The organism is Pseudomonas xantholysinigenes (assembly GCF_014268885.2).
GTDB classification, from domain to species: Bacteria; Pseudomonadota; Gammaproteobacteria; order Pseudomonadales; family Pseudomonadaceae; genus Aquipseudomonas; species Aquipseudomonas xantholysinigenes.
Genome location: NZ_CP077095.1, coordinates 3,467,699 through 3,486,718, shown reverse-complemented (window position 1 = coordinate 3,486,718; position 19,020 = coordinate 3,467,699). Strand labels below are relative to the sequence as shown.

The window sequence follows — 19,020 nt, the reverse complement described above, 5'->3', positions numbered from 1 at the left end:
CCGCTGCTATCGCTCAGAACCCGAAATCGCTCAACCCAGGGTGATCGTCCGGCCGCCGTCCCAAGGGCCAGCGGAACTTGCGTTCAGCCTCGCTGATGGGGTGTTCGTTGATGCTGGCGTGGCGGTTGCGCATCAGGCCGTCGTCGGCGAACTCCCAGTTTTCGTTACCATAGGCGCGGTACCACTGGCCGCTGTCGTCGTGGTACTCGTAGGCGTAGCGCACGGCGATGCGATTGTCGGCGAAGGCCCACAGCTCCTTGATCAAGCGGTATTCGAGCTCACGGTTCCATTTGCGGGCGAGGAAAGCCTGTGCCTCTTCGCGGTTGTTGCAGAATTCGGCGCGATTGCGCCAGTGGGTGTCGGCGGTGTAGGCGAGGGCGACCTTTGCGGCATCGCGGCTGTTCCAGCCATCTTCGGCCAGGCGTACTTTTTCGATGGCGGTTTCGCGGGTGAACGGGGGCAGTGGGGGGCGTGACATGTTGGCGGTTCCTCTGGAAGGTTGAGCGACACCTGCCAGCGTAGACCTGTTAGCCAGTGGGATGAATCACTGCCCCTGGCACTTCATAATTGCGCACGTTGGAACAATGTCGAAGGCCAGGCTCCGCCCTTATGGCCTCCCACGGCTGTCTATAGTTATCCCAGACACCCGCGGGAGCTCAGCCATGACCCTGATCAGCCGCGAGCCTTGGTGGCTCGTGCCCCCCAAGCCCGGGCAGACCGAGCAGGACCTGCATTGGGGCTACCTGGAAATCTACCGTGACGGCCGTACGGTGTTCGTCGACCAGCGCCCCAGTGACCGGGAACTGGCCGAACGCAAGAGCTGTCGGCACTTCCCCAAGGCCGATGCGCCCTGAGTCAGCCTTCGAGTTGTGCCAGGCGGGCTTCCAGCGCGGCGACCCGCGCCTCCAGTGCCTCGATGCGCTCGTCCGCCGCCTGCGCCGCGCTGGCGCGTGCGCCACCTTCCTGCTGGCGGGCGGCGAGTATCGCTTCGATCTCCGCCGGATCGCCCAGGGCGTGGGTGTAGCGGTCCTCGCGCTGGCCGGCCTGGCGTGGCAAGTGCAGGGCCAGGCCACGTGAGATCAGGCGCTCCAGTTGGTGCTGGACCTGGTCGACATCCTCGAACTCGTGCAGGCGATTGCTGCGGGTCAGCAGTTCGTTGAGGGTCTGGGGGCCACGCAGGAACATCAGGCCCATCAGTACCAATTGCGCCGGTACCAGTTCCAGTGCCTTGTCCACCCGCTGTTCCCAACGGTCGGCGCGGCTGCCCATCTGCAGGCGCGCCATGTCTTGGCCCTCGAGCGCGCGCAGGGCCTGGCCGACCTGGCCGGGGGAGAGGTTCATGACCGGTTCGCGGCTGGTTTTCTGGTTGCAGGCCAGGACCAGGGCATTGAGGGTCAGGGGGTAGGTTTCCGGGCTGGTGGCCTGCTTTTCGATCAGCGCACCCAGTACGCGGATCTCGATGCTGGTGAAGCGGCCTTCGCCGGTGATTTGGTCGTCTGACATGGCCCTGTCTCATTGCGAGGAAAAGGCCACTAGCGTAGGTAATGCGCCTGGCTTAAGCAATCGCCGGCAAGGCCGGCTCCTGTGTGCAGGAGCCGGCCTTGGGGTCAGGCGTTGCGTCGCTCCATGGCCTGGCAGGCGGCGGCGGTGAACAGCACATCGGTCGAGGAGTTGAGCGCGGTTTCCGCCGAGTCCTGCAGCACGCCGATGATGAAGCCGACCGCAACCACTTGCATGGCGATCTCGCTGGGGATGCCAAACAGGCTGCAAGCCAGCGGGATCAGCAGCAGCGAGCCACCGGCCACGCCCGAGGCACCGCAGGCGCAGACCGCCGCGACCACGCTGAGCAGCACGGCGGTTGGCAGGTCCACCGGGATACCCAGGGTATGTACGGCGGCCAGGGTCAGCACGGTGATGGTGATCGCCGCGCCGGCCATGTTGATGGTCGCGCCGAGGGGGATCGACACCGAATAGGTGTCCTCGTGCAGGCCGAGCTTTTCCGACAACGCCAGGTTGACCGGGATATTGGCCGCCGAGCTGCGGGTGAAAAATGCGGTGATGCCGCTTTCACGCAGGCACAGCAGGGTCAGCGGGTAGGGGTTGCGGCGGATCTTCCAGAACACGATCAACGGGTTCATCACCAGCGCCACGAACAGCATGCAACCGATCAGCACGCCGAGTAGGTGCAGGTAGCCGAGCAGCGCGTCGAGCCCGGACTGCGCCAGGGTGGCGCTGACCAGGCCGAAGATGCCCAGCGGGGCGAAGCGGATGACCACGCGCACGATCAGGGTCACGCCGTTGGACAGGTCCTCGACCACGGTGCGGGTGGTTTCACCGGCATGGCGCAGCGCCACGCCCAGGCCGATGGCCCAAGTCAGCACACCGATGAAGTTGGCGTTGAGCAAGGCATTGACCGGGTTGTCCACGGCGCTCAGCAGCAGGTTCTGCATCACCTCGGCAATGCCGCCCGGGGCGCTGAGGGTGGCTTCGCCGGTGGTCAGGGCCAGGTGCGAGGGGAACAGCATGCTCGCCGCCACGGCCACCACCGCCGCGGCGAAGGTGCCCAGCAGGTACAGCCAGAGGATCGGGCGGATATGGGTTTCCTGGCCATGGCGGTGGTTGGCGATCGAGGCCATCACCAGGATGAACACCAGTACCGGCGCCACGGCCTTGAGCGCGCTGACGAACACCTTGCCGAGGAAGGCCAGGTCGCGGGCCACGGCGGGGGCGAGCAGGGCGAGCAGGATGCCGGCCACCAGGCCGATGCAGATCTGCGTCACCAGGCCAGTGCGGTTGATGAGGCGGAGGATGGGGGTCATGTGCAGCAAGATCCGGTTACGTGAAAGGGCGCGACTTTATCACAGGCCAGGCCATGGCGCCCCGCGATGACTGGCCGCACCATTTACCAATGGAACAGCTCGCGCCGCGCGCCTTCGGTGATTGCCACGATCCCTGGGTGCTTGACCTTGCGCTCCACCGAAATGGCGTAGAACGACTCGTTCACCGCCTCGGTCTGGCCGATCAGTTCCACGCCGTACTGGCGGCAGACTTCCTCGGCGATCACGCTGGGGGCGACAAAGATGCCGCTGCCGGACTGGCCGAAGGCCTGCATCAGCGCGCTGTCGTCGAACTCGCCGACGATGCGCGGCTGCACCTGCTGTTCGCCCAGCCAGCGCAACAGGCGGCTGCGCAGCACGGTCTCCTGGCCGGGAATCAGCAGTGGCGCGTCGTCCAGGCAGGCCGGAAATGGCCTGGCCAGTTGCGCGGCCAGGGTAGGGGTGGCGAAGAAGCTCAGGCCGCATTCTCCGAGTTTTTGACTGTAGCCTTTGATATCCAGGTGGTTGGGCATGGGGCTGTCGGAGATCACCAGGTCCAGGCGCTGGATCGCCAGATCAGCGAGCAGGCGTTCGAGTTTGTCCTCGCGACAGTTGATGCGTAGCACATTGTCCAGCTCCATGGTCGGTGCCAGCAGGCGGTAGACAATGGACTTGGGCACCACGTCGGCCACCCCGACGCGAAACAGGATTTGTTCCTGGGGCCCGGCGCGCAGCATGGCTTCGAGCTCGCCGCCGATCTGGAACATCTGCTCGGCATAGGCCAGGGTCTGGCGGCCGCTTTCGGTCAGTTCCAACTGGCGACCGACGCGCTGGAACAGTTCCAGGTTCCAGGTCTGCTCGAACAGGCTGATCTGGCCGCTGATGGTCTGGGGCGTCAGGTTCAACTGTTCGCTGGCGCGGGCGATACTTCCGGTCTTAGCTACAGCCCAGAAGTAATGAAGCTGGCGGTAGTTGAGCATGGTGTTTCTCGATTCGTTAAAACCGAAGTATAACCGTTGAAAATACGAATTTTCCGGATGTTTCAGTCTCTCTAGAATGCCGACCCATCAGGCGCCCGGCGCGCCGCACGGTTATCGACAAGCGAGGACTCCATGCTGCACTTCAAATCCATCGGTACCCCTCTGGTCCTGGCCCTGGCGATGTTCGCCATGAGTGGCTGCGACCAGGCCGAGAAATCCGCCCAGCAGATGCTCGACCAGGCCGCGCAGACGGCCAAGCAGGCGATCGACAAGACCCACGAAAGCGCGCAGCAAGCCTTGAGCGAGGCCATCGGCAGCGATGGCGACAAGACCAAGGCCGAAGACGCCAAGAAAGACACCCAGGACATCTGACCAAGGCAGGACTGACCCATGGAATATTTGCTGGAACTCGCCGCTAGCCCCACCGCCTGGGTTGCCCTGGCAACGCTGGTGGCCATGGAGGTGGTGCTGGGGATCGACAACCTGATCTTCATCTCCATCCTCACCAACAAGCTGCCCGAGGCGTACCGCTCCAAGGCGCGGCGCATCGGGATCAGCATGGCCCTGGTCATGCGCCTGGCGCTGCTCAGCACCGTGGCCTGGATCGTCCAGTTGACGGAGCCGGTGATCGACGTCTTCGGTCACACGTTCTCGTGGAAGGACATGATCCTCATCGCCGGTGGCCTGTTCCTGCTGTGGAAGGCGACCAAGGAGATCCATGAAAGCGTCGACCCTCATGGCGCCAAGGAAGAGTCCAAGGTTGGCAGCACCGTGACCATCGGCTTCACCGCGGCGATCTTCCAGATCCTGCTGCTGGACATCGTGTTCTCGATCGACAGCATCATCACCGCCGTGGGCATGACCGAGCACCTGCCGATCATGATCATCGCCGTGATCAGTGCCGTGATCGTGATGCTGGTGGCGGCCGACCCGCTGGCCAAGTTCATCAACGACAACCCGACGGTGGTGATGCTGGCGCTGGGTTTCCTGATCATGATCGGTATGACCCTGATCGCCGAAGGCTTTGGCGCCCATGTACCGAAAGGCTACGTGTATGCTGCCATGGCGTTCTCGACCGCCATCGAGGTCCTCAACATCATGGCCCGTCGAGCGCGCTTGAAGCGTGAGGCGGCCGAGGGCTGACCTGGGCTGAAACCATCGCGGGGCAAGTCGCATCGGCGCATCGATGCGACTTGCCCCGTGAGACGTTTTAGAAACAGTTCAGATCAATGTGCCCCGGCATGCCGCCGAGCACGGCGTAATGGCTGTGGTTTGGCCAGGGCTTGCGGTGGCAGATGATGAGGGTGGGCATGCCGACGCACGATGCGCAGTACGCCCCAGAGCATGGCGACCGCGACGCTGAGCCACATGCCGACCAGCATTAAAATAGCCATTGTCAGGCTCATGTGTGCCTCCTTCTCTCTGGCGAGCCGGGCCCGCCATCCAGACACAGCTTTAGTCTAGCCTGGCGGCTGTGACGTTCCATTGACCGAAGGTCTAGTGCTTGGGCCGTTTCGTTCCAAGCCCGCGCCGGGCTATACCCGGACGCGCCCGCGGCCTATGATCGACGGTCATGGCCGGGCACTGGCGCCCGGTGTTGGATCAAGCGAGAGTCCATGTTGCCAAAGCTCCCCATGCCCCGCGCCCCGCGCCGTCTGCTGATCGCCTGCCTGGCGGTCGCGGCACTGGCCGGCTGCGCCAGCACACCGTCGACCACGCTCAAGAGCCTGCCGCAGCGGGTCGAGATCAGCAGCGTGCCGTTCTATGGTGGCAATGCCAATCACAGCGGTTCGATGGCCTTGGCGGCGATGTTGTCGCGCCAGGGCGCGCCGATCACGCCCGGGCTGCTGGACAAACCGTTGGGCCTGCCGCAAGCGGCCGACACGCTGCAGACCGCGATTCCCAAGGTGGCGCGGGAGTACGGCATGCTGGTGTACCCGCTGGACGCGCGGCTCGATGCCTTGTTGATGCAGGTGGCGGCTGGTTATCCGGTGTTGCTGCGCTACCAGGAGGGATCGGCCTGGTGGAGCGAGCCGCGTTATGCCGTGCTGATCGGTTACGACCGCTACAAGCAGCGTGTGTTGTTGCGTTCGGGCACGCATCGGCGCCAGCTGATGGAGTTCGCCGATTTCGAGTCGGCCTGGGCCAAGGAGGGCAAGTGGGCGATATTGCTGCAGTCGCCGCGGCAGTTGCCGGCGCAGGTCGATCGCCAGCGTTGGTTGCAGGCGGCGGATGAACTGGCCCGTGCAGGGCAGGAGATCGCGGCGAAGCAGGCGATCACCAGCCTCGGGCATTGAGGGAAAGGGCCGCAAGGCGGCCCCAAGCTGTCTTAGAAGCCCAGACGATCGCGCAGGCTGTAGTACCAGGCACCGATGGCGCTGAACGGCACGCGCAGCATCTGCCCGCCCGGGAACGGGTAGTGCGGCAGGCCGGCGAACGCGTCGAAGCGTTCGGCCTGGCCACGCAGGGCCTCGGCCAGGACCTTGCCCGCCAGGTGGGTGTAGGTCACGCCATGGCCCGAGCAACCCTGGGAGTAATAGATGTTGTCGCCGATCCGGCCGACCTGTGGCAGGCGCGACAGGGTCAGCAGGAAGTTGCCGGTCCAGGCGTAGTCGATCTTGACGTTCTTCAGTTGCGGGAAGGCTTTGAGCATCTTCGGTCGGATGATCGCCTCGATGTTCGCCGGGTCGCGCGCGCCGTAGACCACGCCGCCGCCGAAGATCAGGCGCTTGTCGCCGGTCAGGCGGTAGTAGTCGAGCAGGTAGTTGCAGTCCTCGACGCAGTAGTCCTGCGGCAGCAAAGTGCGCGCCAGCTCGTCGCCCAGAGGCTCGGTGGTGATCACCTGGGTGCCGCACGGCATGGACTTGGCGGCCAGCTCCGGCACCAGGTTGCCCAGGTAGGCGTTGCCGGCAACGATGATGAACTTGGCGCGTACTTTACCTTGCGGGGTGTGCACCACCGGGTTGGCGCCGCGCTCGATGCGCACGGCCGGGGACTGTTCGTAGATGATGCCGCCCAGTGACTCGACCGCGGCGGCTTCGCCCAGGGCCAGGTTCAACGGGTGGATGTGGCCGCCGCTCATGTCGAGCATGCCGCCGACATAGCTGTCGCAGGCCACCACTTCGCGGATGCGCTTCTGGTCCATCAGCTCAAGCTGGTTGTGGCCGAAGCGTTCCCACAGGCGTTTCTGCGATTCCAGGTGGCCCATCTGCTTGCTGGTCAGCGCGGCGAACACGCCGCCGTCCTTCAGGTCGCACTGGATGTTGTACTTGGCCACGCGCTCGCGGATGATGCGGCCGCCCTCGAAGGCCATCTGGCCCAGCAGTTGCGCCTGCTTGGGGCCGACGGTGCGCTCGATGACGTCGATGTCGCGGCTGTAGCTGTTGACGATCTGGCCGCCATTGCGGCCCGAGGCGCCGAAGCCGACCTTGGCCGCTTCGACGATGCTCACCTTGAAGCCGTTTTCCAGCAGGAACAGGGCGCTGGACAGGCCGGTGTAGCCGGCACCGATGATGCATACATCGGTTTCCACCTCACCCTGCAGCGCCGGACGTGGCGGCACCGGGTTGGCCGAGGCGGCGTAGTAGGACTGGGGGTAGGGGGTGTTGGCCATGCTCGAGAAACCTCGTGTTTTATATTTTTAACGAATGTACCGATGCTATCAATAATAATAAACACCCGCTAGTCGTCCGGTGAAAATCCTTTACGCACGAGCGCGCTGCGCCCTCTGCAAATATTTTTAATATTCAGTAGGTTAGCGTGAAAAAAACAGTTGACACCGTTTTGGGAACGCGTAGAATGCGCCCCACACGACAGGCACATAGCTCAGTTGGTTAGAGCACCACCTTGACATGGTGGGGGTCGTTGGTTCGAGTCCAATTGTGCCTACCAAACAAAAGCCCCGGTTTCCGGGCGCTTGAAGGGCGATCCGAGAGGGTCGCCCTTTTTGTTTTGGCAAAACTTTTGTAGAACCACCCACCTCTATCTAGTCTTTACGGGTGCTTGCCGCTCGTCAGATGGCCAGGTCAGCCTTCGCTTCGACGTATTGAATGCCCTTCGGTGCGTGCCCGTCTTGATACCGCTCTGTCATTTCGGCAGTGGCGTGCCCCATCAGAAGCTGCACATACTCAGTCGAGAATTTCTGTTGTTCGTACAGCCAGGCACCCAAAGCCCGGATCTCGTGGGACGTTGGGCGCTCTTCGAATTCGAGGTGTTCGTAGGCCTTCGCGGCGTCCCTGGCCTTCCTGAAGCTTTTGGGCAGGTAATGCGGGCCTGCGTCTCTACCCGGAGCACGGTGACTTGCGTGGTTGGTACGACGTTGTGCCGGCCCAGAGCCTGATCATCCGTTTGAATGATCAAAAACTGTATATATACAGTATTGGTGCCGCATGTACTTTCTGCTCGTTCGCCGCCGTGAGCGCGGCGTCGCCATCTCGACAGACAAACTCTCCAAGATCACCCCGCTTAGGGCGGACGTGCGCAGTCGTGGTGGTGTCGAATTGAATGAAGTAGGCGGGGCTACCGCAGGGACCAGAACGCTGGGCCCCGCGGTAGCAGATCAGTTAACCAACCCTGATAATTGGCCCGTCATTTGCACCTGTAGTTGTATCTGCCGACGAATTAAAGGTGAGCAAGACATTGACATTGCTCACGGTAAAGGTTTGATTTTGGCGTGCGGTGTTCGCCATGGTGGCCCAGCGGATTCGAGAGTATCCAGGAGTCTTGGCGGTACCTGAGCCATTGCCCTTGTCATCAATTTGGCCACAAGTGAACTCCATGGATTGTAACCCCTGGGCCTCATCGACGCTCCACCACCGCACATTCGCGACCGTATTGTCGTTCTCTATGACGTTATTGAGCTTGATACTGAACGACGCCGATTTGACGGCCATACCCGAGTTGTTCTCCAGCACTGGGGCCAATATCGTGGTTCGGTCCGCTTCTGGGGGGTAAAATTCCTGGCTGTTCAGATTGAGCGCCACTGGGCTTGGCAGCGTCAAGGTAATCTTGATGCCATTCTGCTCGTAGAGGGTGAACTTTTTAGGCGTGCCTAGGCTGTCATTCGAGACTGTTTTCCTGAGTGCTTCAGACATTTTAATTTCCCTTTTTTATTAAACTAGAAACTCTAGATGGATAAGAGTTTCTCCCTGTTTTATGAATCCAGCACTTGCATACGCTCAGCTATTAAAGGTTGGTAAATTGCCACTGTCAAATTTCATGGTTACGCCGATGATCTGTTTGCCACCTCACAGCCGACCCAGCCCGGTCGGGTGATGGCGGTACTGGATCAGATCAGCGAGTGCTGGGGGCGTGGACGACATATGGAAAATTATTAATGCAGGCCTATTTGCAAAGCCACATGCTAACTTATTAATTCTTATAGACTGATTCCAACTTCTTTCAGGTCATTGGGTGTTCGATTAGCTTTAAACAAAATCAATACCTTGTGTCGTCTCTAGCCACCACCTTGACATGGTGGAGGTCGTTGGTTCGAGTCCAACTGTGCCTACCAAACATCGAGAAGGGCGACCCGCAAGGGTTGCCCTTTTTGCATTCCAGCCCTGGACAAAGCGTCAGGCCATGCGCAGCTCCTGTAGGAGCGGCCTTGCGTCGCGAAAGGGCTGCAACGCAGCCCCAGGATCTTGGCGTCAAAGCAGAATTGAAGAGGCCGCTGCGCGCCCCTTTCGCGACGCAAGGCCGGTCCTGCAGGAGGCGATCTTCCCCAGGCCAACTGCACGGCGCTCGCGTGAAGCTTTCTCGCAAAGTTTTTGATTTTTTTGAAAAAAACGCTTTACAGGTGTGTGTTCGATCTCTAATATGCGCCCCACACGACAGGCACATAGCTCAGTTGGTTAGAGCACCACCTTGACATGGTGGGGGTCGTTGGTTCGAGTCCAATTGTGCCTACCAAACATCGAGAAGGGCGATCCGCAAGGATCGCCCTTTTTGTTTTGCGCAGTTTTATCAGGCGCGGCAGCAAGTTCTGCTCCCGCTTCGTCCCGCTCAGGATCCCATGGCGCTGGCCGCAAGCAGCGTGCGCAAGCCGGCGATGGCTTGATCGATGGATGGGCCCTGTACCAGCGGTGGATCAGGCCGTTCGCAGTACTCGCGCCATACGAACAGGGTCAGCTCCGCGCCGTCTGTTTGCGGGGTATTGTCATCGAGCGAGCCAAAAGCCTGGAGTGACCTGTACCTGTCGTCTTGCCAGAACAGGGTTTCGACCCACGCGTAAATCGGTATGAAGTGAAAATGAATGGAGTGCCCGGCATCATGGCCAAAACGCCCGATATACAGGCGTTGTGGATGCAGGTGCGTTTCGATGGCCTGTTGGATGCTTGCCTGCAGTGACCCCAACTCCGCGAGTGCTTGTGCGGGCAGTGCGGCCAATGAGTTCGTCAGCTGTTTTGCGCTGAGTATCAGATAACCAGGCAGCGCACTGTCAACCCGGTGGTTCAGCATCCAGTGCGTTGACTCATGAACGATGAGGCGAGGCGGTATGTGCATGGTGCGGCCTTGGGGAGTGATATCGAGGCAGGGTATCACTCCGGCTGGCGCGCAGCAGATGCCTTCGATTACCCAGTAGCCTTGTCCAAGGCCTTGTCGCTGGCCTTGCCGCGTCCTCCCAGCCAGACCAGCAGCAATCCACCCGCCGCCAGCAGGCCGCCAGCCATCGGCACGGCGGCGTAGCCCAGGTTCAAACTGATTACCGCGCCACCCAGGGCGGCGCCCACGGCATTGCCCAGGTTGAACGCGCCGACGTTGATCGACGAAGCCAGTCCCGGTGCTTCGATGGCGGCGATCATCACCCGCATCTGCAGCGGCGGGACCACGGCGAAGGTGAACACGCCCCACACCAGCAAGGCGATCGCCGCGCCGACATGGCTGCCGAGCACCAGCGGCATCAGCAGCATGATCAGCGCCAGCGCCGCCAGGAAGATCCGCGCCGCGCCATCCAGCGACCAGTCCGCCAGCTTGCCGCCGAGGCTGTTGCCGAGGGTGAAGCCGACCCCGATCAGTACCAGGCCCAGGGTGATGAAGGCATCCGAGGCGCCGGTCAGTTCGGCGAGCACCGGGGCGACATAGGTGTACAGGGTGAACATGGCGCCAGCGCCGAGCACCGTGGTGGCCATGGCCAGCAGTACGCTGGGACGGGCGATGACCGCCAGCTCCCGACGGACGTGCGGCACCTGGCCGCGCTCGCCCTTGGGCAGGGCGTACCACAGCGTGGCTATGGCCAGCACGCCAAGCACCGCGGTGCCGGCGAAGGCCATGCGCCAGCCGACCTGCTGGCCGAGCCAGGTGGCGGCCGGCACGCCGCCGATATTGGCGATGGTCAGGCCCATGAACATGGTGGCCACGGCGCTGGCCTGCTTGTCCTTGGGTACCACGCTGGCGGCCACCACCGCGCCCAGGCCGAAGAATGCGCCATGGTTGAGGCTGGTGATCAGGCGCGAGGCGAGCAGGGTGTAGTAGTCGGGCGCCAGTGCCGAGAGCAGGTTGCCGACGGTGAAGATGCCCATCAGCATCATCAGCGCCGCGCGTTTGCCGAAACGGCTGAACAGCAAAGTCATGATCGGCGCGCCGACCATCACGCCGATGGCGTAGGCGGTGATCAGCATGCCCGCGCTGGGGATGCTGGCATTGACGCCTTCGGCGATCACCGGCAGCAGGCCCATGGGGGTGAATTCGGTGGTGCCGATGCCGAAGGCACCGATCGCCAGGGCAAAGAGGACGCGTCCGGGTTTCATGACCGGTGCTCCGGGTTGTCCAGCTCGGTCAGCGGGCCTTGCATGCGGTAGAAGGTCAGGTCGCTGGCGGTGAAGAAGGCTTGCGAATGGCCGTTGGCAAAGTCATCGACGTGCACCACGGTGGCGCCGTCGGCTTCTTGCCAGGAGATCAGGTACACGCCGTCGGCGACCTGCCGCCATTGGCATTCGGCTTCGCCGCTGGCGCCGGCATAAGGGCCGGAGACGATGGCGTAGCGAATATGCCGGCCGTCGTCGGAATAGATGTTGTGCGCGGCCAGGCCGTCGTATTCGACCTGGAAGCTACGGCCTGCGAACGCCGGCAGTGGGGTAAGGGTGGTGCTCATCTGGAGGGCTCCGACAGGGCATGTTCAGGGGTATGGAACTGCGGTAGCACGAACTCGCCGATTTCGCGCAGGGTATCGTCGAGCGGGCGCACATTGCGGCGCAGGTGCAGGCCGACATGCTCGACCCCGGCCGCGCGCAGGGCCTTGAGCTCGGTGATCAGGGCATTGCGGCCACCACGGAAGCCGAAGCGCCAGCGGCGCATGGGCTCATCGGCGCGCTCGGCCAGGTCCAGGTGGATGAAGCTGCTGTATGGCTTGTTACCAGCCACCGCGCGCCAGGCGGCGACGCGGCGCTGATGGTCGTCCGGGGTGCCGGGATAGGCCAGGCAGCCGTCCATGTTGGCGCCGATCCATGCCGGGCTCTGCTGGGCCAGGCCCGCCACCAGCAACGGCAGTGGCGTGGTGGTCGACGGCAGCACGGCCAGGCCTTCGGGCAGGTGCCCGTTGGCGCCGTCGCGCAGCAGGGCGACCTGCTCGCGGAAGTTGTTGCTCCGCCCCTCGAAGTCCCGGCCGAACAATGGATACTCCACCGGTCGGTCACCGCTGGCCACGCCCAGCAGCAGGCGGTTGCCCGACAGGCGCTGGATGCTGGCGGCCGACTTGAGGGTCAGCAGCGGTTCGCGAATCGGCAGCACCACTGCGGCGGTGCCCAGCAGGATTTGCTCGGTCACCCCGGCCAGGTAGCCGAGGTAGCTGAACACCTCGAACACCTGGGCGGCGTCGCCGAACGACGGGTCGTACAGCGGCACGTCACGGATCCACAGGGCGCGAAAGCCCAGGCGGTCGGCGAGCCTGGCGAGGTCGGCGTGCTGGCGCAGGTCCGGTTCGCCGAATTGGCGGCCGTCGCGGCGCCGAGCCTGGTCACCGGCTGGGGTCCAGTCGTGGTCCAGCGGGGCTTCCAGGCCGACGCTGAAGCCGCCGGCGGTCAGGCGTTCGAGGGGCGTGGTCATGGCATCAATCCCAGATTGGCGCCAGGCCGTCGGGGCTGACTTCTCGGCCGTTGCGCTCCAGGGTGGCGATGCGCGCCATGTCGTCGGTATCCAGGCGCAGGTCGCGGGCGAGCAGGTTGCTGGCCAGGTTCTCGCGCTTGGTCGAGGACGGGATCACCGCATAGCCCAGTTGCATGGCCCAGGCCAGGGCAACCTGGGCAACGGTGGCCTTGTGCTTGGCGGCGATCTCGGCCAGCACCGGATCCTTCAGGACCTTGCCATAGGCCAGGGTCATGTAGGAGGTGGTGGTGATACCTTGTTCCTTCAGGTAGGTGGTCAGCTTGGTGTTCTGCAGGTATGGGCTGAGCTCGACCTGGTTGGTAGCGATCTCGCCCTTGCCGACCACGGCGATGGCTTGGCGGGTCAGGTCGATATTGAAGTTGGAAACGCCGATCTGGCGGGTCAGGCCTTGCTTCTTGGCCTCGGCCAGGGCTTCCATGTATTCGGCCAGCTCAACGCCGTTGCCCGGTGCCGGCCAATGGATCAGCAGCAGGTCGACGTAATCGGTGCGCAGTTTTGCCAGGCTGTCTTTCAGGCTGGGGATCAGTTTGTCGGCGGCGTAGTTGTCGACCCAGATCTTGGTGGTGATGAACAGTTCGTCGCGCGGCACGCCGCTCTCGGCGATGGCCTGGCCGACATCGGCCTCGTTCTTGTAGATCTGCGCGGTGTCGATGACGCGGTAGCCCAGCTCCAGTGCCGACTTGACCGAGTCGATGACGGCTTGGCCGGTGAGGCGGAAGGTACCGAGGCCGAAGGATGGAATGCTCATGGATCTACTCCTGGTAGGGGAATGGGGTGATCGAACCTCGAACAGTGTGGTACGGGTTCGAGTCAGTGAGTGAAGTGTGCGGTGTTGCAGCGGTTTGATTAAGGTGTCGGCGGGCGAAGGTCATTTGACCTGGAGTCACGAATACCTTGCTGGGTTGTGATCGGGAGCTAAGCAATAGCCCCTGCTCGTGCTGCCCGGCCGACCTGGATTGAGCAAGTGCGGCTAGGCCGGGGTATGGGTGAATCGACCAAGCTGTGGCCGACCGTGATTCCAGGAGCGAGCGGATTTGTCAGTCAATGAGCGTTACCAACAGCGTTTTGCCGCGGTACTCACCTATATCGAGGGCAACCTCGAGGGCGATCTTTCGCTGGAGGCCTTGAGCGCCGTGGCGCATTTCTCGGCGTTTCATTTCCACCGGCAGTTCAGTGCCTATGTCGGCGTGCCGGTTGCGCGCTACGTGCAGCTGATGCGTTTGCGTCGAGCGGCGCATCGGTTGATTGGCGAGCCGGCGCACTCGGTGCTGGAGGCCGCCCTGGGCGCTGGTTTCGAAAGCCCCGAGGCCTTCAGCAGGGCGTTTCGCCGGGCGTTCGGCCAGGCGCCCGCGGCGTTTCGGCGCCAGCCTGACTGGCAGCTGTGGAACACGGTGTTTGCCATTCCCCATTTTTCCAGGAGCATCACCATGCAGGTACGAATTGTCGATTTCGCCGCTGTCCGTCTCGCCGCGCTCGAGCATCGCGGGCCGCCCAGCCAGGTCAGCGAAACCGTGCGCCGCTTCATCGACTGGCGCATGAGCAGTGGCCAGTCACCCGTGGCCAGCAGCCGCACCTTCGGGATTCCGTTCAACAACCCCGATACCACCGCCCCCGAGGACTTTCGCTTTGCCGTGTGCGGGGAGATTGAAGAGGCAGTGGTGGCCAATGCCCAGGGCGTGCATGAGTTGAGCCTGCCCGCGGGGCGCTGCGCGGTGGTGCGGCATGTGGGCTCGCCGGACCATATCGGCGAGACGATCTACCCGATCTACCGTGACTGGCTGCCGGACAGTGGCGAGGAACTGCGTGACCACCCGCTGTTCTTCCACTACCTGAGCATCCATCCGCAGACGCCGCTGGAGCAGTGGCAGACCGACATCTACGTGCCGTTGCGTTGAGCATCTGGGGTATGTCGCGAGCGCTGTAAGAGCAACTGCCTCGCAGGGATTTTCAACCCGGCGCGGCCGCTGCGGGGCTTACCGACCTCCGCCAGATGCCCTGAACGAATCGGCCCGCCATGAGGCGGGCCGTTTCGTTGCAACAGCTGCGGTCAGCGGCGGCGGAACAGCGGCAGCGGCTGGTCGGTGGCGCCCTGGTAGGTCACCGAGAAGTCCTTCAGGCTTTGCAGCGCGTCTTCCGGGTCCTTGTCGGCACGGATGGCGAAGGCGTCGAAGCCGCAGCGGGCCATGTAGAACAGCTGGTCGCGCAGCACGTCGCCGATGGCGCGCAGTTCGCCCTTGAACTGGTAACGATCACGCAGCAGGCGCGCGTTGGAGTAGTTGCGCCCGTCGGTGAAGGCCGGGAAGTTCAGGGCGATGACCTGGAAGTGCTCGACGTCGGCACCGATTTCCTCGGCTTCCTCGTCGCTGTCCAGCCAGATGCCCAGGCCGCCGTCGCGAGCCTTGAGCAGGCTCGGATGATCGCGCCACAGCTGCAGCGGCACGATGTAGTCGTCGCAGTTGGTCAGCTCGTCGATCGACACGTCCTTGGGCAGCAGGTGCCAGGTTTCGTCGACGATCTGGTTGTTCTTAATGATTCGCTGCATAGACGCGCTCCTTGAAGGGGTCGATGCCGATACGCTGGTAGGTGTCGATGAAGCGCTCGTCTTCGGTGCGCTGCTCGACGTACACGCTGATCAGTTTCTCGATCACGTCGGCCATGTCGTCCTGGGCGAAGGATGGGCCGAGGATCTTGCCCAGGCTGGCGTCGCGCGCGGCGTTGCCGCCCAGCGAGACCTGGTAGAACTCCTCGCCCTTCTTGTCCACGCCAAGGATGCCGATGTGGCCGACGTGGTGGTGGCCGCAGGCGTTCATGCAGCCGGAGATGTTCAGGTCGAGCTCGCCGATGTCGAACAGGTAGTCCAGGTCGTCGAAGCGGCGCTGGATGGATTCGGCGATCGGGATCGACTTGGCGTTGGCCAGCGAGCAGAAATCACCGCCCGGGCAGCAGATGATGTCGGTCAGCAGGCCGATGTTCGGGGTGGCGAAGCCTTGCTCGCGCAGTTCCAGCCAGAGGGCGTGCAGCTGGCGCTGCTCGACATCGGCGAGGATGATGTTCTGCTCGTGGGAGGTGCGCAGGTAGCCGAAGCTGTAGCGCTCGGCCAGGTCGGCGACGGCATCCAGCTGCTTGTCGGTCAGGTCGCCGGGGGCGACGCCGGTGGGCTTGAGCGACAGGGTCACGGCGACATAACCCGGCTTCTTGTGCGCGCGGGTATTGCGCGAACGCCAGCGGGCGAAGCCTGGGTGCTCGGCGTCCAGCGTGGTGTAATCGATGTTATCCAGGGCCAGGTAGTCGGGGTCGACGAAGTGGCGGGCGACGCGCTGCACTTCGGCCTCGGTCAGGGTGGTGCTGCCACCGCGCAGGTGGGCCATCTCGGCCTCGACCTTCTCGGCGAACACTTCCGGGGTGAGGGCCTTGACCAGGATCTTGATCCGCGCCTTGTACTTGTTGTCGCGGCGACCGTAACGGTTGTACACGCGCAGGATGGCGTCGAGGTAGCTGAGCAGGTCCTGCCAGGGCAGGAATTCATTGATGAACGCGCCAATCACCGGAGTGCGGCCCAGGCCGCCGCCGACCAGCACGCGGAAGCCCAGCTCACCGGCGGCGTTGCGCACCGGCTCCAGGCCGATGTCGTGCACCTCGATGGCGGCGCGGTCGTCGCGCGAGCCGTTGACGGCAATCTTGAACTTGCGCGGCAGGTAGGCGAATTCCGGGTGGAAGGTAGTCCACTGGCGGACGATCTCGCACCATGGGCGCGGGTCCACCAGTTCATCGGCGGCGACCCCGGCGAATTGGTCGGTGGTGACGTTGCGCAGGCAGTTGCCGCTGGTCTGGATGGCGTGCATCTGCACGGTGGCCAGTTCGGCGAGAATCTCTGGGATATCCTCCAGCGCCGGCCAGTTGTACTGCACGTTCTGGCGGGTGCTGATGTGCGCGTAGCCCTTGTCGTAGTCGCGGGCGATCTTCGCCAGCATGCGCGTCTGGCGCGCGTTCAGCTGGCCGTACGGCACGGCGACCCGCAGCATCGGGGCGAAACGCTGGATATAGAGGCCGTTCTGCAGGCGCAGAGGGCGGAATTCTTCTTCGCTCAGCTCCCCGGCCAGGTAGCGGCGGGTCTGATCACGGAACTGCTTGACGCGGTCCTCGATGATCCGCTGATCGTACTCGTCGTATACGTACATAAAAGTCCTGTCTCAGGCTGCATGCAGCTAATCGCGCGCACGGCCGCGCACTCCGGGTCGGAGCCGAGGCACGATAGCAGAGTGGGTTTATGCGCTAAAGTGATGTTTTTGCATATGAAAAGAACCAATTGGACTAAGTGAGACTGACTGGCATTTATCCGCGCCGTGGCCTTGTGCCGCTATAATCCGCCGTTTGCTCTGCAGGGATGTATCCGCATGCTCAAGGCCTTGTGCCAGAGCCTGTGCCTGAGCTTGCCGCTGGTGGCGGGCGCACAGGCCGCTTCGGTGGTGTTTCTCAATCCGGGATATTCCAACGAGACGTTCTGGGTCGATTATTCGCGCTTCATGCAGGCCGCCGCGACGGACCTGGGCATGCAGTTGCGCGTGCAGTACAGCGAGCGCCGCGCCGACCTGGCCCTGACCCAGGCGCGGGCGGTGCTGCAAGGGGCGCAGCGCCCGGACTACCTGGTGCTGGTCAACGAGCAGTACGTGGCGCCGGAGATCATCCGCCTGTCCCGGGACAGCGGGGTCAAGCTGTTCCTGGTCAACAACGGCCTGACCGACAGCCAGGCGCGCAGCATCAAGGCGCAGCCGGACAAATATCCCGAGGTGCTCGGCTCCCTGGTGGGCAACGATGAGCAGGCTGGCTACCTGATGCTCAGGGCCATGGTCGCGCAGTTGCCTGATGACGCGGGCCCTGTCGACCTGCTGGCGTTCGCCGGGGTCAAGACCACGCCGGCCTCGCAACTGCGCGAGCAGGGCATGCGCCGGGCGTTGGCGGACTTTCCCCAGGTACGCCTGCGCCAGGTGGTGTACGGCGGCTGGAGCCGCCAGCGCGCGTTCGAGCAGGCGCAGATGCTGGTGCAGCGTTATCCCGAGACCCGCCTGGTGTGGTCGGCCAACGACCAGATGGCGTTCGGCGCCATGCAGGCGTTCGAGGCGGCGGGCCGCAAACCGGGCCGGGAGGTGATCTTCAGTGCCGTCAACAGCTCGCCGGAGGCGTTGCGCGCCCGCATCGACGGGCGCCTGAGCGTGCTGATGGGCGGGCACTTCACCTTGGGCGGCTGGGCCATGGTCATGCTCCACGATGACGCCCAGGGCTTGAGGGTGGACCGCGATGGGCGGCGCGAGCACAGCGTGCCGGCCTTGCAGCTGATCGACCCGGCCAAGGCCCGGCGCTGGCTGAAGCTGCTGGAGCTGGACAGCCATGGCATCGACTTCCAGCGCTACAGCGCCGAAGGGCACCCGGCGGATTTCCGCTACCCGTTCCTCACGTCACCCGTCGACTACTGAAAGACCCTGCTTGAGCAATGGGCATTGCTGGACTTAACTGCTGCTTGAAGTGCATTCCCAGAACCACTACAAGAGGCAATGCAATGGGAAACTCAACCAAGCTACGCAAAGCTGATAGCAGTGTCGACGCCTGGGCGATCCTGTGTCTGATCGTGCTGGTGGTGGTCACCGCCGTATATTGGGTCAGCCATCAGTAGCGGCCAATCCTTTCAGACCGTCAAGCCTGCCAGAACCGCCCGCGGAAGGGATATCCGCGGGCGGCTTGCGTTTGCGAGCAGGTGTTCCCCTGTAGGAGCGGCCTTGTGCCGCGAAAGGGCCGCAAAGCGGCCCCTCCATAGTGAATAGCGTGAAGATCGCCGGGGCCGCTGCGCGGCCCTTTCGCGGCACAAGGCCGCTCCGACAGGGGGGCGTGAGTCTGGCCCACGCCGCTAGCGCGCGGTCAGGTGCATCGCCAGTTGCACCAGGCCAATCAGCACGAAGATGAAGATCAGGGTGAACAGCGTGCCCATGACGATGAAATGGCTGGCCTTGCCGTAGGTGAAGTCGCGGGCGCGGTTCTTGCCGCTCTGCACGCCGAAGGCGGCGGCCAGGATGCTTTGCAGCATCTGCCAGAAGGTGGGCGGTTTGCCCGGGGTGCGGTCGTCCATGAGT

The 19,020-nt window shown here is 63.3% G+C and carries 22 protein-coding genes and 2 tRNA genes; 8 read left to right on the top strand and 16 right to left on the bottom strand.

All coding sequences use genetic code 11. The features are described 5' to 3' along the window. Positions 1-13 precede the first annotated feature (13 nt). Complete coding sequence (locus HU772_RS15515) at positions 14-478, bottom strand: nuclear transport factor 2 family protein (protein WP_186659623.1); 465 nt, start codon at positions 476-478, stop codon at positions 14-16. A gap of 184 nt (positions 479-662) precedes the next feature. Between HU772_RS15515 and HU772_RS15510 the strand changes: the two genes are divergently transcribed. After that, the gene (locus HU772_RS15510; protein ID WP_186659625.1) at positions 663-854 is read left to right on the top strand and encodes a hypothetical protein; all 192 of its coding nucleotides are present in this window, start codon (positions 663-665) and stop codon (positions 852-854) included. A gap of 1 nt (position 855) precedes the next feature. On the opposite strand, the gene HU772_RS15505 is transcribed toward HU772_RS15510, so the two are convergent. The 3 genes from HU772_RS15505 to nhaR all read right to left on the bottom strand — a co-directional run bounded on the left by HU772_RS15505 (position 856) and on the right by nhaR (position 3,796). Then, positions 856-1,503 carry a YceH family protein gene (locus HU772_RS15505; protein ID WP_186659626.1) on the bottom strand — a complete coding sequence of 216 codons (648 nt, stop codon included), beginning with the start codon at positions 1,501-1,503 and terminating at the stop codon, positions 856-858. Positions 1,504-1,607: 104 nt separating this feature from the next. Then, positions 1,608-2,819 carry a serine/threonine transporter SstT gene (gene sstT / locus HU772_RS15500; protein ID WP_186659627.1) on the bottom strand — a complete coding sequence of 404 codons (1,212 nt, stop codon included), beginning with the start codon at positions 2,817-2,819 and terminating at the stop codon, positions 1,608-1,610. Between the two features lie 83 nt (positions 2,820-2,902). After that, complete coding sequence (gene nhaR, locus HU772_RS15495; RefSeq protein WP_186659629.1) at positions 2,903-3,796, bottom strand: transcriptional activator NhaR; 894 nt, start codon at positions 3,794-3,796, stop codon at positions 2,903-2,905. 132 nt (positions 3,797-3,928) lie between these two features. On the opposite strand from nhaR, the gene HU772_RS15490 reads away from it, so the two are divergent. Beyond that, entirely contained in the window at positions 3,929-4,168 is a 240-nt protein-coding gene (locus tag HU772_RS15490; RefSeq protein ID WP_186659630.1) for a hypothetical protein, read from the top strand. A gap of 18 nt (positions 4,169-4,186) precedes the next feature. Further along, the gene (locus tag HU772_RS15485) at positions 4,187-4,939 is read left to right on the top strand and encodes a TerC family protein (protein ID WP_186659631.1); all 753 of its coding nucleotides are present in this window, start codon (positions 4,187-4,189) and stop codon (positions 4,937-4,939) included. An 83-nt stretch (positions 4,940-5,022) separates the two neighbouring features. On the opposite strand, the gene HU772_RS15480 is transcribed toward HU772_RS15485, so the two are convergent. Continuing rightward, the gene (locus tag HU772_RS15480) at positions 5,023-5,202 is read right to left on the bottom strand and encodes a hypothetical protein (protein ID WP_186659633.1); all 180 of its coding nucleotides are present in this window, start codon (positions 5,200-5,202) and stop codon (positions 5,023-5,025) included. 210 nt (positions 5,203-5,412) lie between these two features. Here HU772_RS15480 and HU772_RS15475 point away from each other — a divergent pair, with 210 nt between their 5' ends. Further along, on the top strand, positions 5,413-6,093 hold the full coding sequence (locus HU772_RS15475) for a peptidase C39 family protein (protein ID WP_186659635.1): 681 nt from the start codon (positions 5,413-5,415) through the stop codon (positions 6,091-6,093). Between the two features lie 32 nt (positions 6,094-6,125). On the opposite strand, the gene HU772_RS15470 is transcribed toward HU772_RS15475, so the two are convergent. Then, the gene (locus tag HU772_RS15470) at positions 6,126-7,409 is read right to left on the bottom strand and encodes an NAD(P)/FAD-dependent oxidoreductase (RefSeq protein ID WP_186659637.1); all 1,284 of its coding nucleotides are present in this window, start codon (positions 7,407-7,409) and stop codon (positions 6,126-6,128) included. 201 nt (positions 7,410-7,610) lie between these two features. Here HU772_RS15470 and HU772_RS15465 point away from each other — a divergent pair. Then, a tRNA-Val gene (locus tag HU772_RS15465) sits at positions 7,611-7,687 on the top strand. A gap of 121 nt (positions 7,688-7,808) precedes the next feature. Here the strand turns inward: HU772_RS15465 and HU772_RS25295 are convergent. Both HU772_RS25295 and HU772_RS15455 read right to left on the bottom strand, forming a co-directional pair. Continuing rightward, complete coding sequence (locus HU772_RS25295) at positions 7,809-7,964, bottom strand: hypothetical protein (protein ID WP_437182401.1); 156 nt, start codon at positions 7,962-7,964, stop codon at positions 7,809-7,811. 394 nt (positions 7,965-8,358) lie between these two features. Beyond that, on the bottom strand, positions 8,359-8,889 hold the full coding sequence (locus tag HU772_RS15455) for a hypothetical protein (protein WP_186659639.1): 531 nt from the start codon (positions 8,887-8,889) through the stop codon (positions 8,359-8,361). Positions 8,890-9,629: 740 nt separating this feature from the next. Here HU772_RS15455 and HU772_RS15450 point away from each other — a divergent pair. Next, positions 9,630-9,706, top strand: a tRNA-Val gene (locus HU772_RS15450). A gap of 93 nt (positions 9,707-9,799) precedes the next feature. On the opposite strand, the gene HU772_RS15445 is transcribed toward HU772_RS15450, so the two are convergent. The 5 genes from HU772_RS15445 to dkgB all read right to left on the bottom strand — a co-directional run bounded on the left by HU772_RS15445 (position 9,800) and on the right by dkgB (position 13,646). Further along, positions 9,800-10,300 carry an HIT family protein gene (locus HU772_RS15445; RefSeq protein WP_186659640.1) on the bottom strand — a complete coding sequence of 167 codons (501 nt, stop codon included), beginning with the start codon at positions 10,298-10,300 and terminating at the stop codon, positions 9,800-9,802. 68 nt (positions 10,301-10,368) lie between these two features. Then, positions 10,369-11,544, bottom strand: a complete 1,176-nt coding sequence (locus tag HU772_RS15440) for an MFS transporter (RefSeq protein ID WP_186659642.1) — start codon at positions 11,542-11,544, stop codon at positions 10,369-10,371. Continuing rightward, positions 11,541-11,888, bottom strand: coding sequence for a MoaF-related domain-containing protein (locus HU772_RS15435; RefSeq protein WP_186659644.1), 348 nt, complete (start codon positions 11,886-11,888; stop codon positions 11,541-11,543). The genes HU772_RS15440 and HU772_RS15435 overlap by 4 nt, the downstream gene beginning before the upstream one ends. Continuing rightward, on the bottom strand, positions 11,885-12,838 hold the full coding sequence (locus HU772_RS15430) for a TIGR03571 family LLM class oxidoreductase (RefSeq protein WP_186659645.1): 954 nt from the start codon (positions 12,836-12,838) through the stop codon (positions 11,885-11,887). Before HU772_RS15430 ends, HU772_RS15435 begins: the two co-directional genes overlap by 4 nt. Before the next feature lie 4 nt (positions 12,839-12,842). After that, positions 12,843-13,646 (bottom strand): 2,5-didehydrogluconate reductase DkgB, encoded by an 804-nt coding sequence (gene dkgB, locus HU772_RS15425; RefSeq protein WP_186659646.1) that lies wholly within the window; start codon positions 13,644-13,646, stop codon positions 12,843-12,845. Between the two features lie 286 nt (positions 13,647-13,932). Between dkgB and HU772_RS15420 the strand changes: the two genes are divergently transcribed. Beyond that, entirely contained in the window at positions 13,933-14,793 is an 861-nt protein-coding gene (locus HU772_RS15420) for an AraC family transcriptional regulator (protein ID WP_186659648.1), read from the top strand. 152 nt (positions 14,794-14,945) lie between these two features. Here the strand turns inward: HU772_RS15420 and HU772_RS15415 are convergent, their stop codons facing one another. Further along, positions 14,946-15,440 carry a DUF934 domain-containing protein gene (locus HU772_RS15415; protein ID WP_186659650.1) on the bottom strand — a complete coding sequence of 165 codons (495 nt, stop codon included), beginning with the start codon at positions 15,438-15,440 and terminating at the stop codon, positions 14,946-14,948. Continuing rightward, on the bottom strand, positions 15,424-17,076 hold the full coding sequence (locus HU772_RS15410; protein WP_186659651.1) for a nitrite/sulfite reductase: 1,653 nt from the start codon (positions 17,074-17,076) through the stop codon (positions 15,424-15,426). The genes HU772_RS15415 and HU772_RS15410 overlap by 17 nt, the downstream gene beginning before the upstream one ends. Before the next feature lie 216 nt (positions 17,077-17,292). Between HU772_RS15410 and HU772_RS15405 the strand changes: the two genes are divergently transcribed. Beyond that, the gene (locus tag HU772_RS15405; RefSeq protein WP_186659653.1) at positions 17,293-18,369 is read left to right on the top strand and encodes an ABC transporter substrate-binding protein; all 1,077 of its coding nucleotides are present in this window, start codon (positions 17,293-17,295) and stop codon (positions 18,367-18,369) included. Positions 18,370-18,797: 428 nt separating this feature from the next. Here the strand turns inward: HU772_RS15405 and HU772_RS15400 are convergent, their stop codons facing one another. Further along, positions 18,798-19,016, bottom strand: a complete 219-nt coding sequence (locus tag HU772_RS15400; RefSeq protein ID WP_186659654.1) for a DUF2970 domain-containing protein — start codon at positions 19,014-19,016, stop codon at positions 18,798-18,800. Positions 19,017-19,020 lie beyond the last annotated feature (4 nt).

Excerpts from the sequence above, each read along its gene's own strand:
- HU772_RS15515 (WP_186659623.1), bottom strand. The coding sequence starts at position 478 with ATGTCACGCCCCCCACTGCCCCCGTTCACCCGCGAAACCGCCATCGAA.
- HU772_RS15510 (WP_186659625.1), top strand. The coding sequence starts at position 663 with ATGACCCTGATCAGCCGCGAGCCTTGGTGGCTCGTGCCCCCCAAGCCC.
- HU772_RS15505 (WP_186659626.1), bottom strand. The coding sequence starts at position 1,503 with ATGTCAGACGACCAAATCACCGGCGAAGGCCGCTTCACCAGCATCGAG.
- sstT (WP_186659627.1), bottom strand. The coding sequence starts at position 2,819 with ATGACCCCCATCCTCCGCCTCATCAACCGCACTGGCCTGGTGACGCAG.
- nhaR (WP_186659629.1), bottom strand. The coding sequence starts at position 3,796 with ATGCTCAACTACCGCCAGCTTCATTACTTCTGGGCTGTAGCTAAGACC.
- HU772_RS15490 (WP_186659630.1), top strand. The coding sequence starts at position 3,929 with ATGCTGCACTTCAAATCCATCGGTACCCCTCTGGTCCTGGCCCTGGCG.
- HU772_RS15485 (WP_186659631.1), top strand. The coding sequence starts at position 4,187 with ATGGAATATTTGCTGGAACTCGCCGCTAGCCCCACCGCCTGGGTTGCC.
- HU772_RS15480 (WP_186659633.1), bottom strand. The coding sequence starts at position 5,202 with ATGAGCCTGACAATGGCTATTTTAATGCTGGTCGGCATGTGGCTCAGC.
- HU772_RS15475 (WP_186659635.1), top strand. The coding sequence starts at position 5,413 with ATGTTGCCAAAGCTCCCCATGCCCCGCGCCCCGCGCCGTCTGCTGATC.
- HU772_RS15470 (WP_186659637.1), bottom strand. The coding sequence starts at position 7,409 with ATGGCCAACACCCCCTACCCCCAGTCCTACTACGCCGCCTCGGCCAAC.
- HU772_RS15455 (WP_186659639.1), bottom strand. The coding sequence starts at position 8,889 with ATGTCTGAAGCACTCAGGAAAACAGTCTCGAATGACAGCCTAGGCACG.
- HU772_RS15445 (WP_186659640.1), bottom strand. The coding sequence starts at position 10,300 with ATGCACATACCGCCTCGCCTCATCGTTCATGAGTCAACGCACTGGATG.
- HU772_RS15440 (WP_186659642.1), bottom strand. The coding sequence starts at position 11,544 with ATGAAACCCGGACGCGTCCTCTTTGCCCTGGCGATCGGTGCCTTCGGC.
- HU772_RS15435 (WP_186659644.1), bottom strand. The coding sequence starts at position 11,888 with ATGAGCACCACCCTTACCCCACTGCCGGCGTTCGCAGGCCGTAGCTTC.
- HU772_RS15430 (WP_186659645.1), bottom strand. The coding sequence starts at position 12,838 with ATGACCACGCCCCTCGAACGCCTGACCGCCGGCGGCTTCAGCGTCGGC.
- dkgB (WP_186659646.1), bottom strand. The coding sequence starts at position 13,646 with ATGAGCATTCCATCCTTCGGCCTCGGTACCTTCCGCCTCACCGGCCAA.
- HU772_RS15415 (WP_186659650.1), bottom strand. The coding sequence starts at position 15,440 with ATGCAGCGAATCATTAAGAACAACCAGATCGTCGACGAAACCTGGCAC.
- HU772_RS15410 (WP_186659651.1), bottom strand. The coding sequence starts at position 17,076 with ATGTACGTATACGACGAGTACGATCAGCGGATCATCGAGGACCGCGTC.
- HU772_RS15405 (WP_186659653.1), top strand. The coding sequence starts at position 17,293 with ATGCTCAAGGCCTTGTGCCAGAGCCTGTGCCTGAGCTTGCCGCTGGTG.
- HU772_RS15400 (WP_186659654.1), bottom strand. The coding sequence starts at position 19,016 with ATGGACGACCGCACCCCGGGCAAACCGCCCACCTTCTGGCAGATGCTG.